The organism is Maritalea myrionectae, from assembly GCF_003433515.1.
Lineage (GTDB): Bacteria > Pseudomonadota > Alphaproteobacteria > Rhizobiales > Devosiaceae > Maritalea > Maritalea myrionectae.
The window spans coordinates 1,811,221-1,831,772 of sequence record NZ_CP021330.1 but is presented as its reverse complement, the minus strand read 5'-3'; the positions used below and the strand labels follow the sequence as shown (position 1 = coordinate 1,831,772).

Annotated in this window: 22 protein-coding genes and 1 tRNA gene; 10 read left to right on the top strand and 13 right to left on the bottom strand. The window is 52.4% G+C overall.

Annotation, left to right across the window (positions count from 1 at the left end; translation table 11 throughout):
* The first annotated feature begins 39 nt into the window (after positions 1-39).
* Genes bufB through MXMO3_RS09405 form a run of 3 tightly spaced genes read left to right on the top strand, consistent with a single transcriptional unit; the run spans position 40 to position 2,165 of the window.
* Entirely contained in the window at positions 40-918 is an 879-nt protein-coding gene (gene bufB / locus MXMO3_RS09415) for an MNIO family bufferin maturase (RefSeq protein WP_117395713.1), read from the top strand.
* On the top strand, positions 905-1,687 hold the full coding sequence (locus MXMO3_RS09410) for an HvfC/BufC N-terminal domain-containing protein (RefSeq protein ID WP_117395712.1): 783 nt from the start codon (positions 905-907) through the stop codon (positions 1,685-1,687). The genes bufB and MXMO3_RS09410 overlap by 14 nt, the downstream gene beginning before the upstream one ends.
* A gap of 1 nt (position 1,688) precedes the next feature.
* Positions 1,689-2,165 (top strand): DoxX family protein, encoded by a 477-nt coding sequence (locus MXMO3_RS09405; protein WP_117395711.1) that lies wholly within the window; start codon positions 1,689-1,691, stop codon positions 2,163-2,165.
* A gap of 112 nt (positions 2,166-2,277) precedes the next feature.
* On the opposite strand, the gene MXMO3_RS09400 is transcribed toward MXMO3_RS09405, so the two are convergent.
* From MXMO3_RS09400 to MXMO3_RS09390, 3 genes are all read right to left on the bottom strand, one after another.
* Entirely contained in the window at positions 2,278-3,756 is a 1,479-nt protein-coding gene (locus MXMO3_RS09400; protein ID WP_162889206.1) for an ArnT family glycosyltransferase, read from the bottom strand.
* Positions 3,757-3,871: 115 nt separating this feature from the next.
* Positions 3,872-3,958: transfer RNA gene (locus MXMO3_RS09395), tRNA-Leu, on the bottom strand.
* Between the two features lie 74 nt (positions 3,959-4,032).
* Positions 4,033-4,266: a FliM/FliN family flagellar motor switch protein gene (locus tag MXMO3_RS09390; protein WP_027835143.1), complete on the bottom strand. Its 234-nt coding sequence runs from the start codon at positions 4,264-4,266 to the stop codon at positions 4,033-4,035.
* Positions 4,267-4,401: 135 nt separating this feature from the next.
* Here MXMO3_RS09390 and lipB point away from each other — a divergent pair, with 135 nt between their 5' ends.
* The 7 genes from lipB (at position 4,402) to folK (ending at position 12,050) form a co-directional block, all read left to right on the top strand.
* Complete coding sequence (lipB, locus tag MXMO3_RS09385) at positions 4,402-5,088, top strand: lipoyl(octanoyl) transferase LipB (protein WP_117395709.1); 687 nt, start codon at positions 4,402-4,404, stop codon at positions 5,086-5,088.
* 82 nt (positions 5,089-5,170) lie between these two features.
* Complete coding sequence (locus MXMO3_RS09380) at positions 5,171-5,755, top strand: DUF4282 domain-containing protein (protein ID WP_084634147.1); 585 nt, start codon at positions 5,171-5,173, stop codon at positions 5,753-5,755.
* Positions 5,756-5,909: 154 nt separating this feature from the next.
* Complete coding sequence (locus tag MXMO3_RS09375; RefSeq protein WP_117395708.1) at positions 5,910-8,933, top strand: aminotransferase class III-fold pyridoxal phosphate-dependent enzyme; 3,024 nt, start codon at positions 5,910-5,912, stop codon at positions 8,931-8,933.
* Between the two features lie 75 nt (positions 8,934-9,008).
* Positions 9,009-10,361 (top strand): 30S ribosomal protein S12 methylthiotransferase RimO, encoded by a 1,353-nt coding sequence (gene rimO / locus MXMO3_RS09370; RefSeq protein ID WP_117395707.1) that lies wholly within the window; start codon positions 9,009-9,011, stop codon positions 10,359-10,361.
* Positions 10,358-11,212 (top strand): dihydropteroate synthase, encoded by an 855-nt coding sequence (gene folP / locus MXMO3_RS09365; protein ID WP_342773331.1) that lies wholly within the window; start codon positions 10,358-10,360, stop codon positions 11,210-11,212. Before rimO ends, folP begins: the two co-directional genes overlap by 4 nt.
* Positions 11,213-11,214: 2 nt before the next feature.
* Positions 11,215-11,604, top strand: a complete 390-nt coding sequence (folB, locus tag MXMO3_RS09360) for a dihydroneopterin aldolase (protein WP_117395706.1) — start codon at positions 11,215-11,217, stop codon at positions 11,602-11,604.
* Positions 11,604-12,050 carry a 2-amino-4-hydroxy-6-hydroxymethyldihydropteridine diphosphokinase gene (folK, locus tag MXMO3_RS09355; protein WP_027835137.1) on the top strand — a complete coding sequence of 149 codons (447 nt, stop codon included), beginning with the start codon at positions 11,604-11,606 and terminating at the stop codon, positions 12,048-12,050. The genes folB and folK overlap by 1 nt, the downstream gene beginning before the upstream one ends.
* A 128-nt stretch (positions 12,051-12,178) precedes the next feature.
* Here the strand turns inward: folK and MXMO3_RS09350 are convergent, their stop codons facing one another.
* From MXMO3_RS09350 to rpsM, 10 genes are all read right to left on the bottom strand, one after another.
* On the bottom strand, positions 12,179-12,961 hold the full coding sequence (locus MXMO3_RS09350; protein WP_117395705.1) for an ATP12 family chaperone protein: 783 nt from the start codon (positions 12,959-12,961) through the stop codon (positions 12,179-12,181).
* Positions 12,961-13,623, bottom strand: a complete 663-nt coding sequence (locus MXMO3_RS09345; RefSeq protein ID WP_036222504.1) for an HAD-IA family hydrolase — start codon at positions 13,621-13,623, stop codon at positions 12,961-12,963. The genes MXMO3_RS09350 and MXMO3_RS09345 overlap by 1 nt, the downstream gene beginning before the upstream one ends.
* Positions 13,623-14,615, bottom strand: a complete 993-nt coding sequence (locus MXMO3_RS09340; RefSeq protein WP_027835134.1) for an RluA family pseudouridine synthase — start codon at positions 14,613-14,615, stop codon at positions 13,623-13,625. The genes MXMO3_RS09345 and MXMO3_RS09340 overlap by 1 nt, the downstream gene beginning before the upstream one ends.
* A 1-nt stretch (position 14,616) precedes the next feature.
* Complete coding sequence (gene crcB, locus MXMO3_RS09335; RefSeq protein ID WP_027835133.1) at positions 14,617-14,997, bottom strand: fluoride efflux transporter CrcB; 381 nt, start codon at positions 14,995-14,997, stop codon at positions 14,617-14,619.
* Between the two features lie 35 nt (positions 14,998-15,032).
* Positions 15,033-16,361: a replication-associated recombination protein A gene (locus MXMO3_RS09330; RefSeq protein ID WP_117395704.1), complete on the bottom strand. Its 1,329-nt coding sequence runs from the start codon at positions 16,359-16,361 to the stop codon at positions 15,033-15,035.
* Positions 16,362-16,364: 3 nt separating this feature from the next.
* A complete protein-coding gene (locus MXMO3_RS09325; RefSeq protein ID WP_245985712.1) occupies positions 16,365-17,747 on the bottom strand; it encodes a Do family serine endopeptidase in 1,383 nt (460 codons plus the stop codon).
* A 182-nt stretch (positions 17,748-17,929) separates the two neighbouring features.
* Entirely contained in the window at positions 17,930-18,358 is a 429-nt protein-coding gene (rplQ, locus tag MXMO3_RS09320) for a 50S ribosomal protein L17 (protein ID WP_027835130.1), read from the bottom strand.
* Positions 18,359-18,396: 38 nt separating this feature from the next.
* Entirely contained in the window at positions 18,397-19,413 is a 1,017-nt protein-coding gene (locus MXMO3_RS09315) for a DNA-directed RNA polymerase subunit alpha (protein ID WP_036222498.1), read from the bottom strand.
* A 112-nt stretch (positions 19,414-19,525) separates the two neighbouring features.
* Complete coding sequence (gene rpsK, locus MXMO3_RS09310; RefSeq protein ID WP_027835128.1) at positions 19,526-19,912, bottom strand: 30S ribosomal protein S11; 387 nt, start codon at positions 19,910-19,912, stop codon at positions 19,526-19,528.
* A 93-nt stretch (positions 19,913-20,005) separates the two neighbouring features.
* Positions 20,006-20,374: a 30S ribosomal protein S13 gene (gene rpsM / locus MXMO3_RS09305; RefSeq protein ID WP_027835127.1), complete on the bottom strand. Its 369-nt coding sequence runs from the start codon at positions 20,372-20,374 to the stop codon at positions 20,006-20,008.
* Positions 20,375-20,552 lie beyond the last annotated feature (178 nt).

Here is a 20,552-nt window from a genome sequence, read left to right as displayed (position 1 = left end):
GGGCACTGCGCCCCCGCGTCATTCAAAAGGGACGGAACCATGCAACATAAAGCAAACAAGCCAAAAATCGGCGTCGGGTTTAAACCAGAGCACTATGCCGACATCGCAGCGGCACAACCCGATCTCAGTTTTTTTGAAGTGCACGCAGAAAACTATATGGGCGATGGCGGCCCACCCCATGCTATGCTGCGCGCTCTTGATGAAAACTACGATCTTTCGGTTCACGGCGTTGGCCTTTCCATCGGCAGCGACGGCCCCCTAGACCGCCCGCACCTAATGCGGCTTAAAAAGCTGGTGGACCGATACCAACCCAAGCTCGTTTCTGAGCATCTGGCTTGGTCCAGCCATGACACGGAACGCAACATGCTGTTCCTGAACGATTTGCTACCGATCCCCTATACCCAGCGGACGCTGAACCGCGTTGTCGACCATGTGAATGAGATTCAAGACACGTTGGGGCGCACACTTTTGATGGAAAACCCATCCACCTATGTGGCGTTTAGCGATACGGAGATGGACGAAATCAGCTTCATTACGGAAATGCAAAAGCGCACCGACTGCGGGCTGATCCTTGATGTGAACAATGTGCACATTTCGGCCAACAATCAAAAGCTCGATGCCTACGAATATTTGGATCGCTTCCCCTTGCACGCTGTAGGCGAGATTCACTTGGCCGGACATGCCACAGACACGGACGACGACGATGCGCCGTTGCTTATCGATAGTCATGACCGTCAGGTGGCGCCGCCAGTGTGGGCGCTTTATCGCTATGTGGTCAAAAAAGCTGGGCGCCGCCCCACCTTGATTGAGTGGGACAATGATGTGCCCGATTGGCCAACACTTTACGCTGAGGCCAATGCCGCGCGCGACGCCATGCTGAACGAAACCGGGGAGACCGCTGATCATGCGCTCGCCTAATTTTCGAAATGACCAGACCGACTTTGCCCGGGCCTTGTTTCACGCCGACGAAGCCGCCCCGGGCAATCTGGTTGATCCGGCGGGAAGCGCCGCGCCAAAGCGCTTTGGCGTCTATCGCAACAATGTGATGGTCAGCCTCATCGACAATTTGGCCAGCACGTTCCCTGCTTGCCAAAAGCTGGTCGGCGAGGAGTTTTTCCGCGCCCTCGCCCGCGAATATGCGTTTAACTTCCCCCCAAGCTCCCCCTTAATGATCTATTATGGCGACCAGTTCGCGCAATTCTTGGGCAGCTTTAAACCGGCGCAGCAAGTTCCCTTTCTCGCTGACATTGCCGACATTGAATATAAGCTAATCAAATCCTATCACGCCGCCGACGGGCCGGCATTCGATCCAGAATCCATCGCCAACGTGCCGCAAGAAGACTTGGATCGCGCCAAAATAAAGTTTCACCCCAGCTTTTTTTGGTCTGCCTCCCGCTTTCCAGCGCACACTATACATAGCCGCGCGAAAGCCGGTGAAACGCTCGAAAAAGTTGACTTTGAACAGGCCCAAATCACCTTGATTTGTCGCCCGGAGTGGGGCGTTAAGACAACACCTATTGATCCACAGCATAAGGCAGGCCTTACCGCACTGGTAGCCGGCTTTTCGCTCGCCACGACCGTCGACATCGGTCAAAGGTCCGCGCCCAATTTTGATCTTCAAGACCTGCTCACCAATTTGTTGGCGCTCGGCGCAATTGAGCGCTTCGAACTGAAAAAGGACATCTAAAATGATTGCGACCATTTTTGGAGAATTCAAACCGTTACGTCGCTTCGGTATCCCCGCCTATATCGCGCTCTCAGCGGCGTTGTTGGCTGTTCGGTTCTTTGTTGCACGACCATACTGGAATTCTGGCTGGACCAAATGGGCAGAGTTCCCAACCCAAATCAATTCCGGCGCCAAATATTTGTTCAGTCAGGAATATAAACTGCACATCCTTGGCACAGCCTACGACATGCCGTTTCCCGAATTGCTGGCCTACTTCGCATCCCTCGGCGAAGTCATCCTGCCCGTCTTATTGGTGATTGGCCTGTTCTCCCGCTTCGCTGGCCTTGGCCTTTTGGGCATGACCTGTGTCATCCAGCTCGTTTACCCCGGCGCCTGGGCGCTTCACGCCCAATGGGCCCTCGCCGCCCTCACCATCTTCATTTGCGGGCCGGGTCTCTTCTCTCTTGATGCGGGCATCCGGAAACTGATTAAAACCTAAAGCCGAAAGTTTGAAAAATCATGCGCCAGGCCGTAACAATTTGACGGCCTGGCTCGTCATATCTGTGTACATCAAATAAAGTTTCACAAGATTACTAGAGAATTTGACCACGTCAAAGCTTAGCTTTTGGTGCATGCGGCACCTTCTCGATTTCGTCATCAATAGGTGTTGAATTTTCGCCGAGATAGATCTCATACCAAAGCACGTAAAAACCCAATAAATTGATGTCCAAGCGTTCCAACAGCGTAAGCTTTTCAAATCGCTTTTTGGCTGTTTCCAAATCGCCAAATGGATCATGCACCACAAGTCCATCTTCACCGGCCGGTACATTCTTTTGATCCCAAAAATTGAACTGGGATTCTTTGGCGGCGAAATCAAATATGTCTTTACGATCAAGATAATATGCCAACTGCCCGGCACTGACATAAAGCGTACCGCCGACATTGGATATACCCAACTCTTCCTGATATTCTTCAACTTTCGGGACCACCTGCCCCCATCCATACATGCGGCCAACTTCCAGATTGCCCGCCCCGAAATAATATTCCGCTGGCACCAGCGCATAGGTCACCACGCCATAAAGAATGATGACCAAGCTGGTAAGCACATGCGCCCAAATCAACCATGCCCAACGCAAATAAAGCAGCATAAACAAGATCATCAAGGCATAGGCGAGATCACTCCAATACCAATGCACCGTGCCCCGCGCTGCAAACACCACGAAAATGCCCATAGAGGTTAGAATCGTGATTTGCGCCAGCCGCACGCCGAGTTTAGCAAAATCTGTTTCGTAGCGACGCGGCCAGAAAATGCCGACGAGCGGTACTAAAAGAAAAACGCCGAAATAAAGCGCAGTGGAAAACAAATAACGCGCAAATGTGGCTGCGTTGATCCCCTGAAATGCTTTCAATTCATAGCGATCACTAAAGTGCAACTGGAATGAAGCCCAGTCATTCTGCAGATTCCAAACCAGCACCGGCGACATACAGGCAAAAGTCAGCAACCCAGCCAAGTAGATGTGCGGTCGCAATAGGAGTGGACGCAGTTGCGTACTCAATATCACCACCAATGCAACTGAAATGCCCAAAAATGCCGCCGCATATTTGGTCAGGCCGGCCAGCCCCAACAGCAGCGCTGCCAGATAAAGCATTTTAACGTCGGTATTTTCATCTGCGGCGAAGCGCGCAAAATAGTCTGTAAAACAATAGGTTGCAGCAAGGCACAGAAACAACATCAGATGGTCGTGATAGACAATTGTTGTCCACACAAACAAAGTTGGCGAGGCCAAGAAGACCATCACAATAACTAAAAAGCTTTGTTTGCTGTTTTGGGGAAACAAGCGTTTGGCAAACAGCCACATGACATAGAGCGTGCCAATAAAGGTCAAAAATGCGGGAAATCGTAGCCCAACAACATTGGTGCCGAATACGGCATCGCTAAGCCCCAAAAACCAGGCATTCAGCGGCGGATGATCAAAATATGACCAATCAAAATGTTGCCCCCAAAGCCAATAATAGGCTTCGTCTGCCGCCACTTTGGTGAATAGGGCAAAGCCCAATTTCAAGGCGAGCAACACCGCCACAAAAAACATCAATGCCTTGATAGGCAAAAACCTATACGCGTCTTGCCGACTGTGCGCCTGTGTCACCAATTTCCCCCACCCCATAAAAAAACCTGCCCTAAAGGCAGGTTCTTTTAAAACAATTTGGTGCGGTCGAGAAGACTCGAACTTCCACGGGTGTTACCCCACAGCGACCTCAACGCTGCGCGTCTACCAATTCCGCCACGACCGCATAATCGTCTTAAGCGCGTCACCATGTATCAAATGGCTTCATGGCGCACAAGCCAAATTTGTAGCTTTTTTCGCTTAAGGTTGTTTTGTGACTTTTTCCAGCACTTCAATGGAGAGTTGCCCCTCATCAATCTTGATCTCGCCGATCGCCACCAATGTCTTATTGGCGTAGATTTTCAAAGGATCATATTCAGTCGCATCCAACTCAATCACAGCACCGCGGCCCATGCGCAGCAAATGGTGAATCGGCATCTTGGTGGCGCCAAGTTCAACGGTGATATTCACATCAATGGATTTTAATGCGTCCATGTATTTTGGGTCCCAAGCGACAGAATCAAGTCATTGCACCTCAACGGTTTATGCCATAAACCAAAGGCGATGCAATTGACCTTGCACCGCCCATGGTTATTGAAGTGTTAACAAAATCCAAATTCGCGGCCAAATATGTCTCAAAATCCAACAATAATGCGCGATGATCAGCGCCCCACTCATTGGGAAATTTCCGACAAGTTGGTCGAATATCCCGAGGCGCTGGCGCGCATGAAAGATCATGTGGACCGCTTGGCCCGCGGCGAAGTGGGCGAGCTGGCCTGGCTTTTGGAACATCCACCGCTTTATACCGCTGGCACCTCCGCCAAAGCAGCCGATTTAACAGATCCCAACGCGCTGCCCGTATTCAATGCGGGGCGTGGCGGCCAATACACCTATCATGGCCCTGGGCAACGGGTGGTTTATTTGATGCTTGATCTCAAACACCGTGGCCGCGACGTGCGCGCCTTCGTGCGGGCGATGGAGCAATTGGTGATCGACACTTTGGCCGACTTCAATATTGTTGGCGAACAGCGCGATGGCCGCGTGGGCGTGTGGGTCAAGCGTCCTGAAAAAGGCTTCAATAAAGAAGACAAGATCGCCGCAATCGGCGTAAGGGTTTCACGTTGGGTCAGCTTTCACGGCATTTCGATCAATTTAAACCCGGATTTATCAGACTATGACGGCATCGTGCCTTGCGGCATCACCGACCAAGGCGTCACCAGCTTTGAAGATTTGGGCCAATTGGCGTCCATGCCCGAACTCGATAGCGCCCTGCGCCGCAATTTTGAACGCATTTTTGGGCCCACCGTTCGGGTTTAACCCCCGGTAGACTGGCCATTTTTCACTGAATTATGCTAAAGCTAAACCAACCAAGCGCGAACACCCACACAAAGGTGAGAAAATGACCCCTGACGATATGAAAAAACTGGCCACAAGCGGCACCATCTTCAATCTTGATCGGATGATCGCCCCCAAAATCATCAAATTGCTCTACCTGCTTGGCTTGGGCACAATCGTCCTTTGGTCAATCAATCATTTGTTCGCAACCTTTGCTGATTCTTTTGGTTCCGGCCTTTGGGGCCTGTTGGAAGTGGGCATTTTTGGCCTTGGTGGCTTTGTTGCCCTGCGCGTGCTGTGTGAAACATTGCTTGTGTTCTTTAAAAAGAATGAAAAGATCATGGAAATCCAACAGCCCGTACGCCCCGCTCTTTCAATCTTTGATGATGTGAAAGACGCGTTGGAAGAGCTGGCGGAAGATGACGTGCAGGACGCCTATAAAGAACTAGATACGGACTATGACGAGTCCAGCACGGCGGACAAACCAGCGGCGAAGCCAAAAGCACGGACCACAAAATCTCGCGCGGCATCAACTCGACGCACCACCACGACGGCGAAGTCATCAACTCGAAAAGCCCCCGCCAAACGCAAAACCACTGCGAAGCGCCCCGCAACCGCCAACAAGACGGCGAAGAAGCCAGACGCTTAAACGCATTTAGGTATTTTGACATTGATGGGTTCATGCAGTTTCTGCATGAACCCATTTTTATATTTCGTGCAAATTCACCCCTGTTTTGGCTCCACGCCACCGTAAAATTGGATATGATAATCAAAACAACATCCAACCAAGGGTCAAAGCACCAATGTCAGCTTTTGAGTTCGCCCCGCCACAATTCACTGAAAATGATGTCCAAGAGCTATTGAGCGCCAAATATGGCATCAAAGGCGATCTACGCGCCCTTGAAAGCGAGCGCGATCAAAACTTCGCTGTCTCCAGCGACAAAGGCAGATTTGTTTTTAAAATTGCCAACCTTGGCGAAGATGTTGACTTCCTCGAGCTCCAAAATAACAGCCTCACCTTTTTACAAAATAGCGGCTTTGAAGGCTGTCCTGCCGTAGTGCCTACGACAACGGGCGAGAATATGTTTGTGGCGCAAAAAGGTGAGCAGGAATACCATATCCGCATGTTGACCTTCCTTGAGGGTGATCTTTATTCGCAAAAGCCCGTTTCTCTCGACCGCCTTGCCAACCTTGGCCGCTTCATGGGCAAATTTTCAAAAAGCATGAGCGGTTTTTTCGACGCTGCTGCCCATCGCCCTGATTTTATTTGGAACTTGGACAACGCGCTGGCGGCTGAGGAATATTTCCCGTCCATCGCCAATCCAGCCCATCGTGAACGCGCCGAACACTTGTGTGCGCATTATCGCGCAGAGACCGCACCCAAATTGCAGCATTTGCGCATGGCGGTGATCCATCAGGACGCAAATGACAATAATCTGGTGATCGACCCAGCTGACGAAAGCAAGGTTACCGGCCTCATCGACTTCGGTGACATGTGCTATGGCCGCCAAATCAATGAGCTGGCCGTGACCATGGCCTACGCGCTGATGGATCAGGATGACCTGTTTGCCGCTTCGAAAGCACTGGTCAGCAATTATTGCGCTGAGTTTCCGCTGTTTGCCGAAGAACTGGATGTGCTGTTTGATTTGATCCGCATGCGCCTCACCGTCAGCGTGGCGATGTCCTCGCACCAGATCAAGGCCCACCCGGAAAATGAATATTTGCTGGTGTCGCAAAAGCCAGCGCTTGAGCTGCTTGATCGGCTGGACGATGTCGACCCACGCTTTATGACAGCGCTGTTCCGCCATGCAGCGGGCTTGGACGCTGTGGATCATGCAAGCCACATCATCAACTTTCTTGAGCAAAATCAGCCCAATACAGCTTCACTGTTCAAGCCAGACTTCAAATATGAAGCGCGGTTTATCATCCCGGCGGATGGCAGCGACACGACGATACCGCCCTTCAGCGACCAGGCCTTTAACGCATGGTTTGATGAAAAATGCGCCAAAGAAGAGGCCCGCTTTGGCATTGGCCGCTATGGCGAAGACCGCACGGTCTATCAAACCGATGCTTTTGCCTCCAAACTGTCAAAAGAACGCCGCACCATTCACATGGGCGTCGATGTGTTTGTGCATGCGGACGAACCGCTGCACGCGCCAATGGCAGGCGAAGTCTATGCCGTGCACGACAATGCATTTGAGCTGGATTATGGCCCAACCCTCATACTGAAACATGAGACCGATAAAGGCGTGCCGTTCTATTCGCTTTACGGGCACCTCTCCCGCTCCATCTTTGATCTGCACCATGTGGGCGACAAGATCGAGAAAGGCCAATTAATTGGCCATATTGGTGATTGGGACGTGAATGGCGGTTGGTATCCGCACCTGCATTTCCAGATCATGACCTCCATGTTGAGCCAATCCACCAATTTCAACGGCGTGGCACACAGAAGCATGTGGGATGTGTGGCAGCAAATCTGCCCTAACCCGAATCTTTTGATGAACCAGGCACCGCAAACCTTTGAAATTGATGAGCAAACACCAGACAAGCTGATGCAGCGCCGCGCCAACTTGCTCGGCCCGTCTCTGAGTGTTTCGTATAAGAAAAAGCTTAAAATGGTGTCGGGCAAAGGCGTACATTTGTACGACCATGCGGGCCGTGCCTTTGTGGATGGGGTCAACAACATCACCCATATCGGCCATTGCCACCCGCATCTGGTGGAGGCGATTTCGCGGCAGGCAGGAATCCTCAACACCAATACGCGCTATCTGAGCGAGTTGGTGCTGGATTATGCCGAACGCATCACCTCAAAAATGCCTGATCAGCTCTCGGTCGCCTATTTCGTCAATTCAGGCACCGAGGCCAATGAACTGGCGCTGCGCATCGCGCGGCAGGCCACGGGCCAGAAAGACACAATTGTGCTGGATTGGGCTTATCACGGCAACTCGCAAGGGACGGTGGATGTCAGTCCCTATAAATTCAAGCGCAAAGGCGGTTTCCCGCAACCTGACTTTACCCATATTGCCGAATTCCCCGATCCGTTCCGCGGCCCCTATCGCTATGGCGACAATGACGCAGGCGCCAAATATGCGGAAGACGTGAAACGGCGCATCGAAGAAATCAAATCCAAAACCGGCAATGGCGCAGCCGCCTTTATCGCTGAAAGCATTTCAGGCGTTGGTGGCCAAGTCGCTTACCCGGAAGGCTATTTCAAAGCTGTTTATGAAGCCGTGCGTGCCGAAGGCGGCGTGTGCATTGCTGATGAAGTGCAATGCGGCTTTGGCCGCGTGGGCGAGCATTTCTGGGCCTATGAACTGCAAGATGTGGTGCCCGACATTGTGGTGATGGGCAAGCCCATCGGCAACGGCCACCCCCTCGCCGCCGTGGTGACCACCAAGGAATTGGCTGACAAGTTCAACACCGGCATGGAATATTTCAACAGCTTCGGCGGCAATCCGGTTTCCATGGCTGTGGGCATGGCGGTGATGGATGTGATTGAAAATGAAGGCTTGCAGGCACATGCCAAAGAGCTGGGCAATTACATTTTGGGCCGCTGGCACGAGATCAAAGACAAATATGATCTGGTGGGCGACGTGCGCGGGCACGGCCTGTTTCTCGGCATGGAATTGGTTGAAGATGAGCAATTGACCCCAGCGACGGAAAAGGCGGGTGCCATCGTCAACGCCATGCGCGAACGGTCAATCTTGCTCTCAACCGATGGTCCGCTGGACAATGTGCTGAAATTTAAGCCGCCCATGGTGTTTAGCCGCGAAAATGCCGATTTTATGTGCGACCAGTTGGATGAGGTGATTAGCACATTCTCCTAAGCCACAGCACTTGTGCTTGACGTAGGATTTGAGTGCGTTAGAAAGCCCATTCAAATCCTATTAAAGGCCGAACGGATGAACCAGAACCCAACCATTGGACTTGTGAGCCTTGGCTGCCCAAAGGCGCTCGTCGATTCAGAACGCATTCTGACCACCCTGCGCGCGCAGGGCTACAATTTCTCGCAGTCCTATGAGGGCGCGGATTTGGTGATCGTCAACACATGCGGCTTTTTGGACAGCGCCAAAGCTGAAAGCCTTGAGGCAATCGGCGAAGCCATCAATGAAAATGGCAAAGTGGTCGTCACCGGCTGTTTGGGCACGGAAGAGCAGTTGATCCGCGACACGCACCCAAAGGTGCTCGCCGTCTCCGGGCCGCATCAATATGAGGCCGTGGTTGAGGCGGTGCATTCAAACTTACCGCCCGTGCACAAGCCTTTCGAAGATCTTGTGCCTGCCGATGGTTTGCGCCTAACGCCACGCCATTATGCTTATCTGAAAATTTCAGAAGGCTGTTCCAACCGCTGCACCTTCTGCATCATCCCGTCTATCCGCGGTGATTTGCAGTCGCGCCCTGTGGCCAGCGTGCTTTATGAAGCGGAACGGCTGGTAAAAGCGGGCGTAAAAGAAATCATGGTGATTTCGCAAGACACAAGCGCTTACGGCCAAGACATTAAATATGCCACCTCCCGCTTTCATAAGCGCGATGTGGAAGCGCGGTTCCACAATCTCTGCGAAGAGCTAGGCGAATTAGATGCATGGGTGCGCTTGCACTATGTTTACCCCTACCCACATGTGGACAAGACCATCCCACTGATGGCCGAAGGCAAAATCTTGCCTTATCTCGACATTCCGTTCCAGCATGCAGCGCCAAATGTGCTTAAAGCCATGCGCCGCCCGGCCAATCAAGTCAAAACCGCCGATCGCATCAAACTTTGGCGCGACATCTGCCCTGATCTGGCGATCCGCTCCACCTTCATTGTCGGCTTCCCGGGTGAAACCGAAGACGATTTCCAGCAATTGCTGGATTGGCTCGACGAAACCCAAATTGATCGCTTGGGCGCGTTCCAATATGAGCCAGTGACCGGCGCCGTGGCCAACGAAATTGAAGGCGTTGTGCCCGATGAAATCAAACAAGATCGCTATGATCGCTTGATGGTGAAGGCACAAGCCATTTCCGCCGAGCGGTTGCGCCAGAAGGTTGGCCGCGAGATTGATGTGCTGATCGACGATGTCGCACCCGAAGACAACCGCGCCCTCGGCCGCAGCCAATGGGATGCGCCAGATATTGATGGGCAGGTGTTTATCGACGATGTTCAAGGCGTAAAGCCCGGCGACATGGTGAAGGTCAAACTGGTCGATAGCGACGAATATGACCTTTATGGCGAGCCTGCACAGCCTGAATTTGTGGCCAAACCCGCTGCAGAATGATGCATCAGGACTTTACGTGGCAGCTCAAGTCTGGTGAACGCACCCTGGGGCGCGATCCCCTTGTGATGGGCATTCTCAATGTCACGCCCGACAGCTTTTCTGACGGGGGTGACTTCACCGACCGCGATAAGATCGTCGCCCAAGCCCAAAAGATGGTCGCCGAAGGCGCGGATATTCTGGACATTGGCGGCGAAAGCACCCGCCCCGGCTCCGAAGCTGTGGCGGCTCAGGAAGAGCTCGACCGCGTCTTGCTGGCCATTGATGCCCTCAAAGAATCAGGCATCACCGTACCCATCTCCATCGACAGCTATAAGGCCATTGTTGGCCAACAAGCCATGGAAGCTGGTGCTGAGATCATCAATGACGTGTGGGGCTTTCAGCGCGATCCAGAATTGGCTGATGTGGCCGTCCATTATGGCTGCCCGGCCATATTGATGCACTGGGATCCAGACCGCGACCGCGAAAAAGATTTGATCGGCGAGATGAATCGGTTCTTTGAGAAGAGTCTGCAAATCGCTGAAAACGCAGGCATTTCCAAATCTCAAATCGCCTTGGACCCCGGCTTTGGCTTTGCCAAGAACTTTGACGAGAACTACGAATTGCTACGTCGGGTCGACGAACTGCATGCCCTTGGCTATCCGCTGCTGATTGGCACGTCGCGCAAGTCCATGTTTGGCAAATTGCTGGGCAATACCCCAAAAGAACGGGTTGCGGCCACCGCCGCCTCTACGGTACTTGCATATGAAAAAGGTGCGCATATATTCCGCGTGCACGATGTGCGCGAGAATCTCGATGCGCTGCATGTCGTGAAGGCCATGCTCTATGGTCCGCCACCGCCAAAGGACGTTTAATTATGGTTCGCACCAACCGTGTCGAAGATAAAATCATCCTCTCCGATCTCGCCTTTTATGGCTATCACGGGGTGATGATGGAAGAAAATACGCTAGGTCAACGCTTTCGCATTGATCTGGAGTGCGGTGTTGATCTGCGCGTACCGGGCCGCAGCGACGATGTGGAGACCACAATCTCTTATGCGGACATTTTCGAACTGCTCAATGAAGTGGTGACCAAAACCCGCTTCAAACTGATCGAAGCACTGGGCCAACACATTGTTGACCAACTCTTTGACGCCTTCCCCACCATTCAGTGGATCAAGGTGCGTGTGCGCAAGCCAGAAGCGCCGATTCCTGTGGTTGCAGGTGAATTTGCCATCGAAATCGTCCGCGACCGGGAGACCGCATAATGGCACGTGCTTGGTTGGCCCTTGGGGCAAATATTGGCCGCCCGCGCGCACAGCTAAAAGAAGCCGTGCGCCGATTGGATGCGCATCCCGATATTCATATCATCAAAAAATCCACGATCATTGAGACGGACCCCTGGGGCAAAACCGATCAAAACCCATTTTTGAATATGGCGATTGAGATCGAAACTTCGCTCGGGCCTGAAGGCTTGTTGGATAGCGCCCTAATGATTGAAGTGGCCATGGGGCGCAAGCGCGACGAAAAATGGGGACCACGCCTGATCGATATTGATGTGATCGCATATGGCCGCAAAGTGATCGAGACCGAACGGCTGACCATTCCCCACCCTTACGCCCATGAACGCGCATTCGTCACCGATCCGCTGGAAGAAATCGAACCGGCAATCGTGGAATGGCTTCGCGAACACGCAGCCAAATCACAAAGCTAAGTCAGCGACTTAACACAGCTTACGGAATCGAATTACGAAGTCAGCCGGCGCTTGCGTCGGCTTTTTTTTTCGTCGGGCAAAAGATCCCGGCGCACGGCCGAAATAGGTCATGCGCCTCAACGACTTCTCTAGACTTCCGGATTCAAAAGATCAAACAGTTGAGCCGCGGCGTCAAAGTCTTTGCGCTTATAGGCGCGCGCGGCCATGGCTTGATCATCCTCGCCCCATTGGCTGGCTTGATAGTCCTCATCGACATAAGCGGCAGTCCAAACCTGTTCCGCATCAAAATGCCCTTCGCGTAGGCCAATGGCCAGTAATGCCGAACCGGTGATCGAGGTAATGGACATCGCAGCAAAGGCGGAATAAAGGCCGTAGCGGTTGATCAGCGCCCCGATCTTTTCAAGGCTTGCCTGCGGCTGTGCCACGTGCATCACGCCAGCCGCCAACTTGAATGTGGCACCGTGCTCACGTTCAAACACCTGCAATGGCGCATCCCAATGCTGCCGCTGCAGCTCAACCAAACTGTCTGGCCCCTCGGCGCGGTAAAACAGCAAATCATTGGCGGCATATTTCAGCAATTCCGCGCGCACGGGTGCCAAATATTCATCACCACTTTCAACAATCGTATTGCAGATCCGCGTGAGTGGCATTTTGGCGGGGTCGATTTTCTCCTCGACAGCCGCCCACTCGTCTGCAACCAGCTGCGCCAAGTTGGGATCAGGAAAACCAACGGTCTTTTTGCCGGGTGTTTTGATCGGCTTACCGTCCAGCAACACACGGTGCTGGCCATCAAGTTCGTCGGTCGACACCTCTTTATAGAAACGCTTGGGCAATGGCTGCTTGGCGTGTTCCTGCGCCCGGCCATAACCATCATTGATATGTGCTTCTGCCTCTTTAAGAATCTCACGCATCAGCCAATAAGTCCGTCAATTGCTTCATCAATATGTTCATATTTGTCGATCACGACATCCGCACCATGCTCCAGCAAATCTGCCTTATCGTGATAGCCCCACGCCACGCCAATGGCTTTGACATTAGCAGCTTTGGCCATTTGCATATCGTATGACGTATCGCCAACCATCACGGTGCGCGCAACCTCAACCCCAGTTTCATTGATCGCATTGTGCAACATGCCCGGATGCGGTTTGGAGGGGTTATTATCTGCGGCCTGCAGGGTCACGAAATGGTGTCCAAAATCATGATTATCAAACAAACGGTGGATGCCGCGCAAATGCTTGCCCGTAGCAATGCCTAAAAGGGTTTTCTCATGCGCGCCAAGCCGATGGATCGCGTCATAGGCGCCATCGTAAATATGCTCAATATGCGGCTCGTCCGTCACCTTACCGAAGAAATAATCGCGATAGTGGCCCGCAAGGCGATCCACCAACACATCATCATGTTCCTCAAGCAAATGCCCGATCGCCGTTTCAAGCTTCAAGCCGATGCCAGAGCGCACGGCATGTGGGGTCGGGATAGAAAGTTTTTCTTTTTCGAACGCATAGTGCGCCGCATCAATAATAATATGGGCGCTATCGACAATCGTGCCATCGACATCAAAAACGACAAGACGCATCAATCTTCATCCAATTCATCATCTTGTGGGTCATATTGCGACGCATTAAAGCCGAACAAATCAAAGGTTTGCTGCATGTGCGGCGGCAATGGCGCCGTAATGTCCAAACGCTGACCATTGGCCAATGGAATGGCCAGGCGACGCGCATGCAAATGCAGGCCCTTGCCCGTTTCCTCAGGCGCTTCCCAGTTCTCCAAGGAGAAATAGCGCGGATCATGCAAGATCGGCGTGCGAAGCTGAGACATGTGCACCCGCAATTGGTGCGTCCGGCCGGTCACAGGTTTCAGCGTCACCCAAGCCACTTGGCCCGCCGCATCATCAGTCACCGAATAATGGGTTACAGAATGCTGCGCACCATCTTCGCCCTGATCCACCACCTGGATCTGTTCGCCGTCATCTGTGGCGCGACGTGCGAGAAAGCAAGAGATTTTGCCCTGCTTCGGGTGCGGTACATGGGCGGTGATCGCCCAATAGATCTTGCGGGCCGAACGCGACCGGAAGATTTTGCCGAAATGCGAGGCCGCAGAACGGGACTTCGCAATCAGCAAGCAGCCCGACGTGTCTCGGTCCAACCGATGCACCAGCCGCGGCTTCTCACCCTTTTTGTTGGGGATGCTCTCCAGCATCTTATCCAAGTGCCGTTTGGTGCCCGTCCCGCCCTGCACGGCCAAACCGTGCGGCTTATTCAGCACCAAAATGTCGTCATCTTCATAAAGTGTGATATCGCGAATAAAGTTCACGTCTTTTTCGTCGACGGGCTTTGGCTTGCGTGGTTTCACACCCGCATCGCTAATCGGCGGCACACGCACGGTTTGCCCGGTTTCAAGCCGCTGATTGGCTTTCACCCGGCCTTTTTCCACGCGCACCTCACCTTTGCGGATAATGCGGTTCAGACGTGAAAACGGCAAATCCGGAAAATGGATCGAAAACCAGCGGTCCAGCCGCATACCGTCTTCTTCTTCCGTCACTTTTCGATGTTGAACACCACTCATTTTAAATTGCACTCCCGCGCACCAACGCCATCGCCGCAAACAAAGCAGCAATGGACAAAATTACAGAAAGCCCCAGATACATAAGCGCCGACAGCATTTGGCCGCGCTCATAAAGGGCGATAAAATCTAAAGAGAACGCCGAAAAGGTGGTGAAGCCACCACAAAATCCGGTAGCCAGCAGCAACCGCGCTGAATGCGACCATTCCGGGGTTGTCCGCGCCAAAAGCGCAATAACAAGCCCCATAAGGAACGAGCCGACAATATTGACCGCAAGGGTTGCATAAGGCCATCCTGTCAGCCCCCACCGCATGATCAATTGGCCAACGCCAAATCGGCCCATGGCCCCAAACGCGCCACCTAGTCCGACCAACAAATAGGACATGAACTGCCCTTTCTCACTTCGAAATTCTCAGTTGCTTAGCTTTTGCCCGTTTGCCGCCGCAAACGCAAGCGTTTGAAATAATCTACCCGCTTTTGCAAATCGCGTTCAAACCCGCGCTCAACTGGTTCGTAAAAACTTTGCCGGCCCAGTTTTTCGGGAAAATATTCCTGACCCGAAAAGGCATCTGGCGCGTCATGGTCATAAATATACCCGTCGCCATAGCCTTCATTTTCCATCAATTTTGTCGGCGCGTTCAAAATCACCTTCGGCGGCGTTGGTGATCCGGTGGTTTTCGCTACCCGCATGGCTTTGTTGAACGCGTTATAAACCGCATTCGACTTCGGCGCCAATGCCAAATAAACCGTCGCCTGCGCCAACGCCAACTCTCCTTCAGGTGGCCCCAGCATATGAAATGCATCCCGCGCCGCCACACATTGCTCAAGCGCCTGTGGATCGGCCAAACCAATATCTTCAACCGCCATGCGGATCAACCGCCGCGCCAAAAACATCGGGTCTTCGCCCGCCACCAACATCCGCGTCAAATAATAAAGCGCCGCATCCGGATCGGACCCACGAATGGTTTTGTGCAAGGCTGAGATCAGATTGTAGTGACCGTCCTGCCCTTTGTCATAAACCGGCGCCCGCCGTTGCACCAAGGCCTCAAGCGCTTGCTGGTCCAACACCTCGCCTTCGCCCGTGGCGGCATAAACCTCTTCCAGCAGCCCCAACAAGGCACGACCATCGCCATCGGCCATTTCAAACAGCGCCCGCCGCGCATTTTGGTCCAGCGGCGCGTCGCGCTCTTCCAGCTTTTCAGCCCGCGAAATCATTTGCTCCGCCGCATCACGATCATGAGAGCGAAAGCTTAGAACCTGCGCCCGCGACAGCAGCGCCGCGTTCAACTCAAATGATGGATTTTCCGTGGTCGCGCCCACCAATACGATGGTGCCATCTTCCATCACGGGCAAAAAACTATCTTGCTGCGCGCGATTGAAGCGATGAATCTCATCCACGAACAACAAGGTCTTTTTGCCATTGGCCCGCATCTGGCGCGCCATTTCAAACGTCTTTTTGAGGTCGGCTACGCCGGAAAAAATAGCTGAAATTTGATGGAAATGGTAATCCACCTGATCGGCGAGCAAACGTGCGACCGTGGTTTTGCCAGACCCTGGCGGCCCCCAAAACACGAGTGAGCCAAGGCGCCCTGCCTTGATCATCCGCGTCAGCACGCCATCTTCGCCCAACAAATGGTCTTGCCCCACCACCTCATCCAAGGTTTTGGGGCGCAACCGATCTGCTAACGGCCGATCTTCAAATTGCTCATTGGGCGATGATCCAGCATCATCGCCAAATAAATCGGGCATAGACTATCCACTGATAAACGAGTTTATCACTCGATTACCACGCTGAATGGTCAAACGCCAGCCGCGAGCGCCCTCGCCCACAAGCTCTTGGAAGCGATCAAGGGTGAGATTTTGCTCCCCATTGAGGGCGCGGATCACATCGCCAGGGCGCAGCCCCATGCGTTGCGCCGGAGAGCCACGCTGCACTTGCAGCACCAACACGCCTTCAATCGAAGACGCTAGGTCGAGCTCATCACGATAATATCCGTTCAACTGCACCATTGTCGCCCCGGTGAAACGCGAATTGCCTTTCACGGTGATTTGCCGGATTTCGGCATCTTTATCGACAGGCTTAAGTGCCAAACGCAATTCGATATCGCGCCCATTGCGCAGCACCAAAAGGTTTGCTTCGCCGCCGACAGGCTTGGTCGACAGGCGGAAATCGAAGGCTTCAGGGTCTTCGACCATCCGATCATCCAGCATCAAAATCACATCACCGGATTTCAAACCGGCATCGTCAGCCGGGCCATTCGGATAAATCTCACTGACCAAGGCCCCGCGCTTGCGCGGCAGGCCAATAGATCGGGCAATATCGCCCGTGACTTCTTGCAGTCGTGCGCCCAACCAAGGCCGCACCAACTCGCCGCCATTTTGCGCGGCCGTCAAAATAAACTGTGCCATGCTGGCAGGAATGGCAAAGCCAATACCATTTGACCCGCCAGAGCGCGAGAAAATCGCAGTGTTGATGCCAACCAAACGGCCATTCATATCCACCAACGCCCCGCCGGAATTGCCCGGGTTGATTGCCGCATCGGTTTGAATGAAGAATTGATAGTCGCTAACGCCCACGCCGGTTCGCGCCAAAGCAGATACAATCCCGCTGGTCACGGTTTGCCCGACACCAAACGGATTGCCAATCGCCAATACCAAGTCCCCGACAAGTAGTTCGTCAGAATCTGCAAACTCTAGTGCAGGAAACTTCTCACCATTCGCGTCCTTAATGCGCAGCACAGCCAAATCTGTCTTTTTATCCGCCAACATCATTTCGGTGTGATATTCGCGCCCATCAGCAAAACCAACGCGGATATCATCCGCCCCATCCACCACGTGGAAGTTGGTCAAAATCATCCCATCAGACTGAACCACGACCCCCGACCCAAGAGATTGGCTCTTGCGCGGACGCCGTTCAAAGAATGGACTGTCTTCACCAAAAAAGCGCCGAAAGAACGGATCATCGAACATGGAGTCACGCTGCACCGTCATTTTGGTCGCATAGACGTTCACGACTGAAGTCGACGCCTTTTGCACCACAGGCGCAAAGCTAAGCCGCACCTGTGCACGATCCAAAGGCACCTCACGCGCATTCTGGGCCAACGCTGGGGCCAAGACCCCAATAAATGCAAACATCGTCGCAATGGCTCTTATATGCAGTTTTGATCGCATAACAATCGGTCTCCCTGGGTCGTTGACGAGTCGCGCCTGATGATAAAACGCAATAAGGCAGATATAAGATCAAATTTGCGTCAGACAAAACAAAAGCGCCCCCAAATTGGGAGCGCTTTAAAATCTCTTCGAAATGAAGCTAAAGCTTACGCTGCGTCGGCGTTTTCAGTTTCATCACGATCAGCAGTTGGGCCTGAATCGGCACCACGTGCTGATGGATCACGATCAACAAGCTCGATCACAGCAACTGGCGCGTTGTCGCCATGGCGGAAGCCGGCTTTCAACACGCGGGTGTAACCACCCTGACGATCTTGATAACGAGGACCCAATACGTCGAACAACTTCTTCGCCATGGCTTCATCACCAATGCGAGACGCTGCGATACGACGTGAATTCAGATCACCTTTTTTCGCCAATGTGATGAGTTTTTCAACGATTGGACGAAGGTCTTTGGCTTTGGGCAAAGTTGTAACGATCTGCTCGTGCTTGATCAAAGCAGCAGACATGTTAGCAAACATCGCTTTACGATGGCTTGCTGTCCGGTTCAACTTGCGACCAGCTTTACGGTGGCGCATTCTATTCTCCTGTCAACTCAATGCGGGGCACTTAAAGATCAATAATGATCTTCAAAACGCTTCGCGAGATCTTCAATGTTTTCAGGCGGCCAGTTGGCTACATCCATACCAAGATGCAAGCCCATTTGCGCCAGAACTTCTTTAATTTCATTCAGTGATTTACGACCAAAGTTCGGCGTGCGCAACATTTCCGCTTCCGACTTCTGGATCAAATCACCAATGTAAACGATATTGTCGTTCTTCAAGCAGTTTGCTGAACGAACGGACAATTCAAGCTCATCAACTTTCTTGAGCAAGGCTGGGTTAAAGGCCAATTCAGGAATGGCGTCTTCAACAACCTCTTTTTCAGGCTCTTCAAAGTTCACGAACACGTTCAATTGATCCTGCAAGATACGTGCAGCGAAAGCCACAGCATCTTCAGGCGTAATTGCACCGTTTGTTTCCACTGTCAGGTTCAGCTTGTCATAGTCAAGCACCTGACCTTCACGGGTATTTTCAACTTTGTAAGACACACGCTTAATTGGCGAGAACAGTGAATCCACTGCTACATGGCCAATCGGTGCATCTTCAGGACGATTGCGATCTGCAGGTACATAGCCTTTGCCATTGCCTACAGTGAATTCCATGTTGATTTCAGCACCATCATCAAGGTGACACAAAACCAGTTCTGGATTCAAAATCTCGATATCGCCAGTTGTTTCAATGTCGCCAGCAAGCACCGCACCAGGTCCCTTTTTGGTCAAAGCGAGACGCTTAGGTCCCTCATCTTCCATACGGACTGCGATGTCTTTGACATTGAGCACCATATCGGTAACGTCTTCGCGCACACCTGCAACAGATGAGAACTCATGCAACACGCCATCAATTTGGATGGCTGTTACAGCAGCACCTTGCAGCGAAGACAGCAAAACACGACGCAAAGCATTGCCCAATGTCAAACCGAAACCTCTTTCCAAAGGCTCAGCGACAATAGTGGCAACGCGCGCCGGATCATTTCCCGGTACAATGTCCAGCTTTGTCGGCTTAATCAATTCTTGCCAGTTTTTCTGGATCATTATAGTTTAACCCTTTCCCATATGCAGCACATCCGCCAATGGCCACATTGAAATGTAAGAACCTATTGAATTGCCCAATCGATTAATTGGCCAAAATGGGCAAAACAATAAACTACACGCGACGACGCTTGCGTGGGCGACAGCCGTTGTGCGGAATGGAGGTTACGTCACGAATGCTTGTGACTGTAAAACCAGCAGCTTGCAACGCGCGCAGCGCTGATTCACGACCAGAACCTGGGCCACAAACTTCAACTTCCAAAGTTTTCATGCCATGCTCTTGGGCTTTCTTTGCAGCGTCTTCGCCAGCAACCTGAGCAGCATATGGAGTTGATTTCCGCGAGCCTTTAAAGCCCATGGTACCAGCAGACGACCAAGCAATCGCGTTGCCTTGCACATCTGTGATGGTAATCATGGTGTTGTTAAAAGTAGAATTTACGTGAGCAACACCGGAAGTAATATTCTTTCGTTCGCGACGGCGAACACGAGCTTCTTTAGCCATTCTTTTTCCTTAAAGCGATCTCAACGCCACTGCACTATTAAGCGGTGGCTCCACCGAACAAAAGGCACCTCAAGATTGAAGCGCCTTTCAGATTTACTTTTTCTTGCCTGCAATAGGCTTCGCAGGACCCTTACGTGTACGCGCATTATTGTGCGTATTTTGACCACGTACAGGTAGACCACGACGATGACGCAACCCACGGTAGTTACCAAGATCCATCAAGCGTTTGATGTTCATCGCAACAGAGCGACGCAAGTCACCCTCTACCATGTAGTCACTGTCAATTGTTTCACGAATCTGAATCACTTCGGCATCAGAAAGTTCGTTAACACGACGCTCGGCCGCGATACCAACTTTGCCACAGATTTCAGACGCTTTTGTTGCACCAATCCCGTGAATGTACTGTAGCGCGATAGCTACACGTTTATTCGTTGGGATATTGACGCCAGCAATACGAGCCACGTCCCTGATCTCCTTAGTTAATGCAAATCAAACTTTTCGATTTGCGCCCAAACAACAACAAACGACCGGATACCGATCCCCTGCTTTTTTCAAGAAACCGACCCAGTCCATCGCATTGCGTATGACTAAGCGCGGTTCATAACCGAGTTTTGGGCCATAAGTCAACACGCTTATCGGC

Bases quoted from the DNA above. Each gene is read 5' to 3' on its own strand.
- bufB (WP_117395713.1), top strand. From the start codon at position 40: ATGCAACATAAAGCAAACAAGCCAAAAATCGGCGTCGGGTTTAAACCA.
- MXMO3_RS09410 (WP_117395712.1), top strand. From the start codon at position 905: ATGCGCTCGCCTAATTTTCGAAATGACCAGACCGACTTTGCCCGGGCC.
- MXMO3_RS09405 (WP_117395711.1), top strand. From the start codon at position 1,689: ATGATTGCGACCATTTTTGGAGAATTCAAACCGTTACGTCGCTTCGGT.
- MXMO3_RS09400 (WP_162889206.1), bottom strand. From the start codon at position 3,756: ATGTTTTTTGTGGCGGTGTTGCTCGCCTTGAAATTGGGCTTTGCCCTA.
- MXMO3_RS09390 (WP_027835143.1), bottom strand. From the start codon at position 4,266: ATGGACGCATTAAAATCCATTGATGTGAATATCACCGTTGAACTTGGC.
- lipB (WP_117395709.1), top strand. From the start codon at position 4,402: ATGTCTCAAAATCCAACAATAATGCGCGATGATCAGCGCCCCACTCAT.
- MXMO3_RS09380 (WP_084634147.1), top strand. From the start codon at position 5,171: ATGACCCCTGACGATATGAAAAAACTGGCCACAAGCGGCACCATCTTC.
- MXMO3_RS09375 (WP_117395708.1), top strand. From the start codon at position 5,910: ATGTCAGCTTTTGAGTTCGCCCCGCCACAATTCACTGAAAATGATGTC.
- rimO (WP_117395707.1), top strand. From the start codon at position 9,009: ATGAACCAGAACCCAACCATTGGACTTGTGAGCCTTGGCTGCCCAAAG.
- folP (WP_342773331.1), top strand. From the start codon at position 10,358: ATGATGCATCAGGACTTTACGTGGCAGCTCAAGTCTGGTGAACGCACC.
- folB (WP_117395706.1), top strand. From the start codon at position 11,215: ATGGTTCGCACCAACCGTGTCGAAGATAAAATCATCCTCTCCGATCTC.
- folK (WP_027835137.1), top strand. From the start codon at position 11,604: ATGGCACGTGCTTGGTTGGCCCTTGGGGCAAATATTGGCCGCCCGCGC.
- MXMO3_RS09350 (WP_117395705.1), bottom strand. From the start codon at position 12,961: ATGCGTGAGATTCTTAAAGAGGCAGAAGCACATATCAATGATGGTTAT.
- MXMO3_RS09345 (WP_036222504.1), bottom strand. From the start codon at position 13,623: ATGCGTCTTGTCGTTTTTGATGTCGATGGCACGATTGTCGATAGCGCC.
- MXMO3_RS09340 (WP_027835134.1), bottom strand. From the start codon at position 14,615: ATGAGTGGTGTTCAACATCGAAAAGTGACGGAAGAAGAAGACGGTATG.
- crcB (WP_027835133.1), bottom strand. From the start codon at position 14,997: ATGTCCTATTTGTTGGTCGGACTAGGTGGCGCGTTTGGGGCCATGGGC.
- MXMO3_RS09330 (WP_117395704.1), bottom strand. From the start codon at position 16,361: ATGCCCGATTTATTTGGCGATGATGCTGGATCATCGCCCAATGAGCAA.
- MXMO3_RS09325 (WP_245985712.1), bottom strand. From the start codon at position 17,747: ATGTTTGCATTTATTGGGGTCTTGGCCCCAGCGTTGGCCCAGAATGCG.
- rplQ (WP_027835130.1), bottom strand. From the start codon at position 18,358: ATGCGCCACCGTAAAGCTGGTCGCAAGTTGAACCGGACAGCAAGCCAT.
- MXMO3_RS09315 (WP_036222498.1), bottom strand. From the start codon at position 19,413: ATGATCCAGAAAAACTGGCAAGAATTGATTAAGCCGACAAAGCTGGAC.
- rpsK (WP_027835128.1), bottom strand. From the start codon at position 19,912: ATGGCTAAAGAAGCTCGTGTTCGCCGTCGCGAACGAAAGAATATTACT.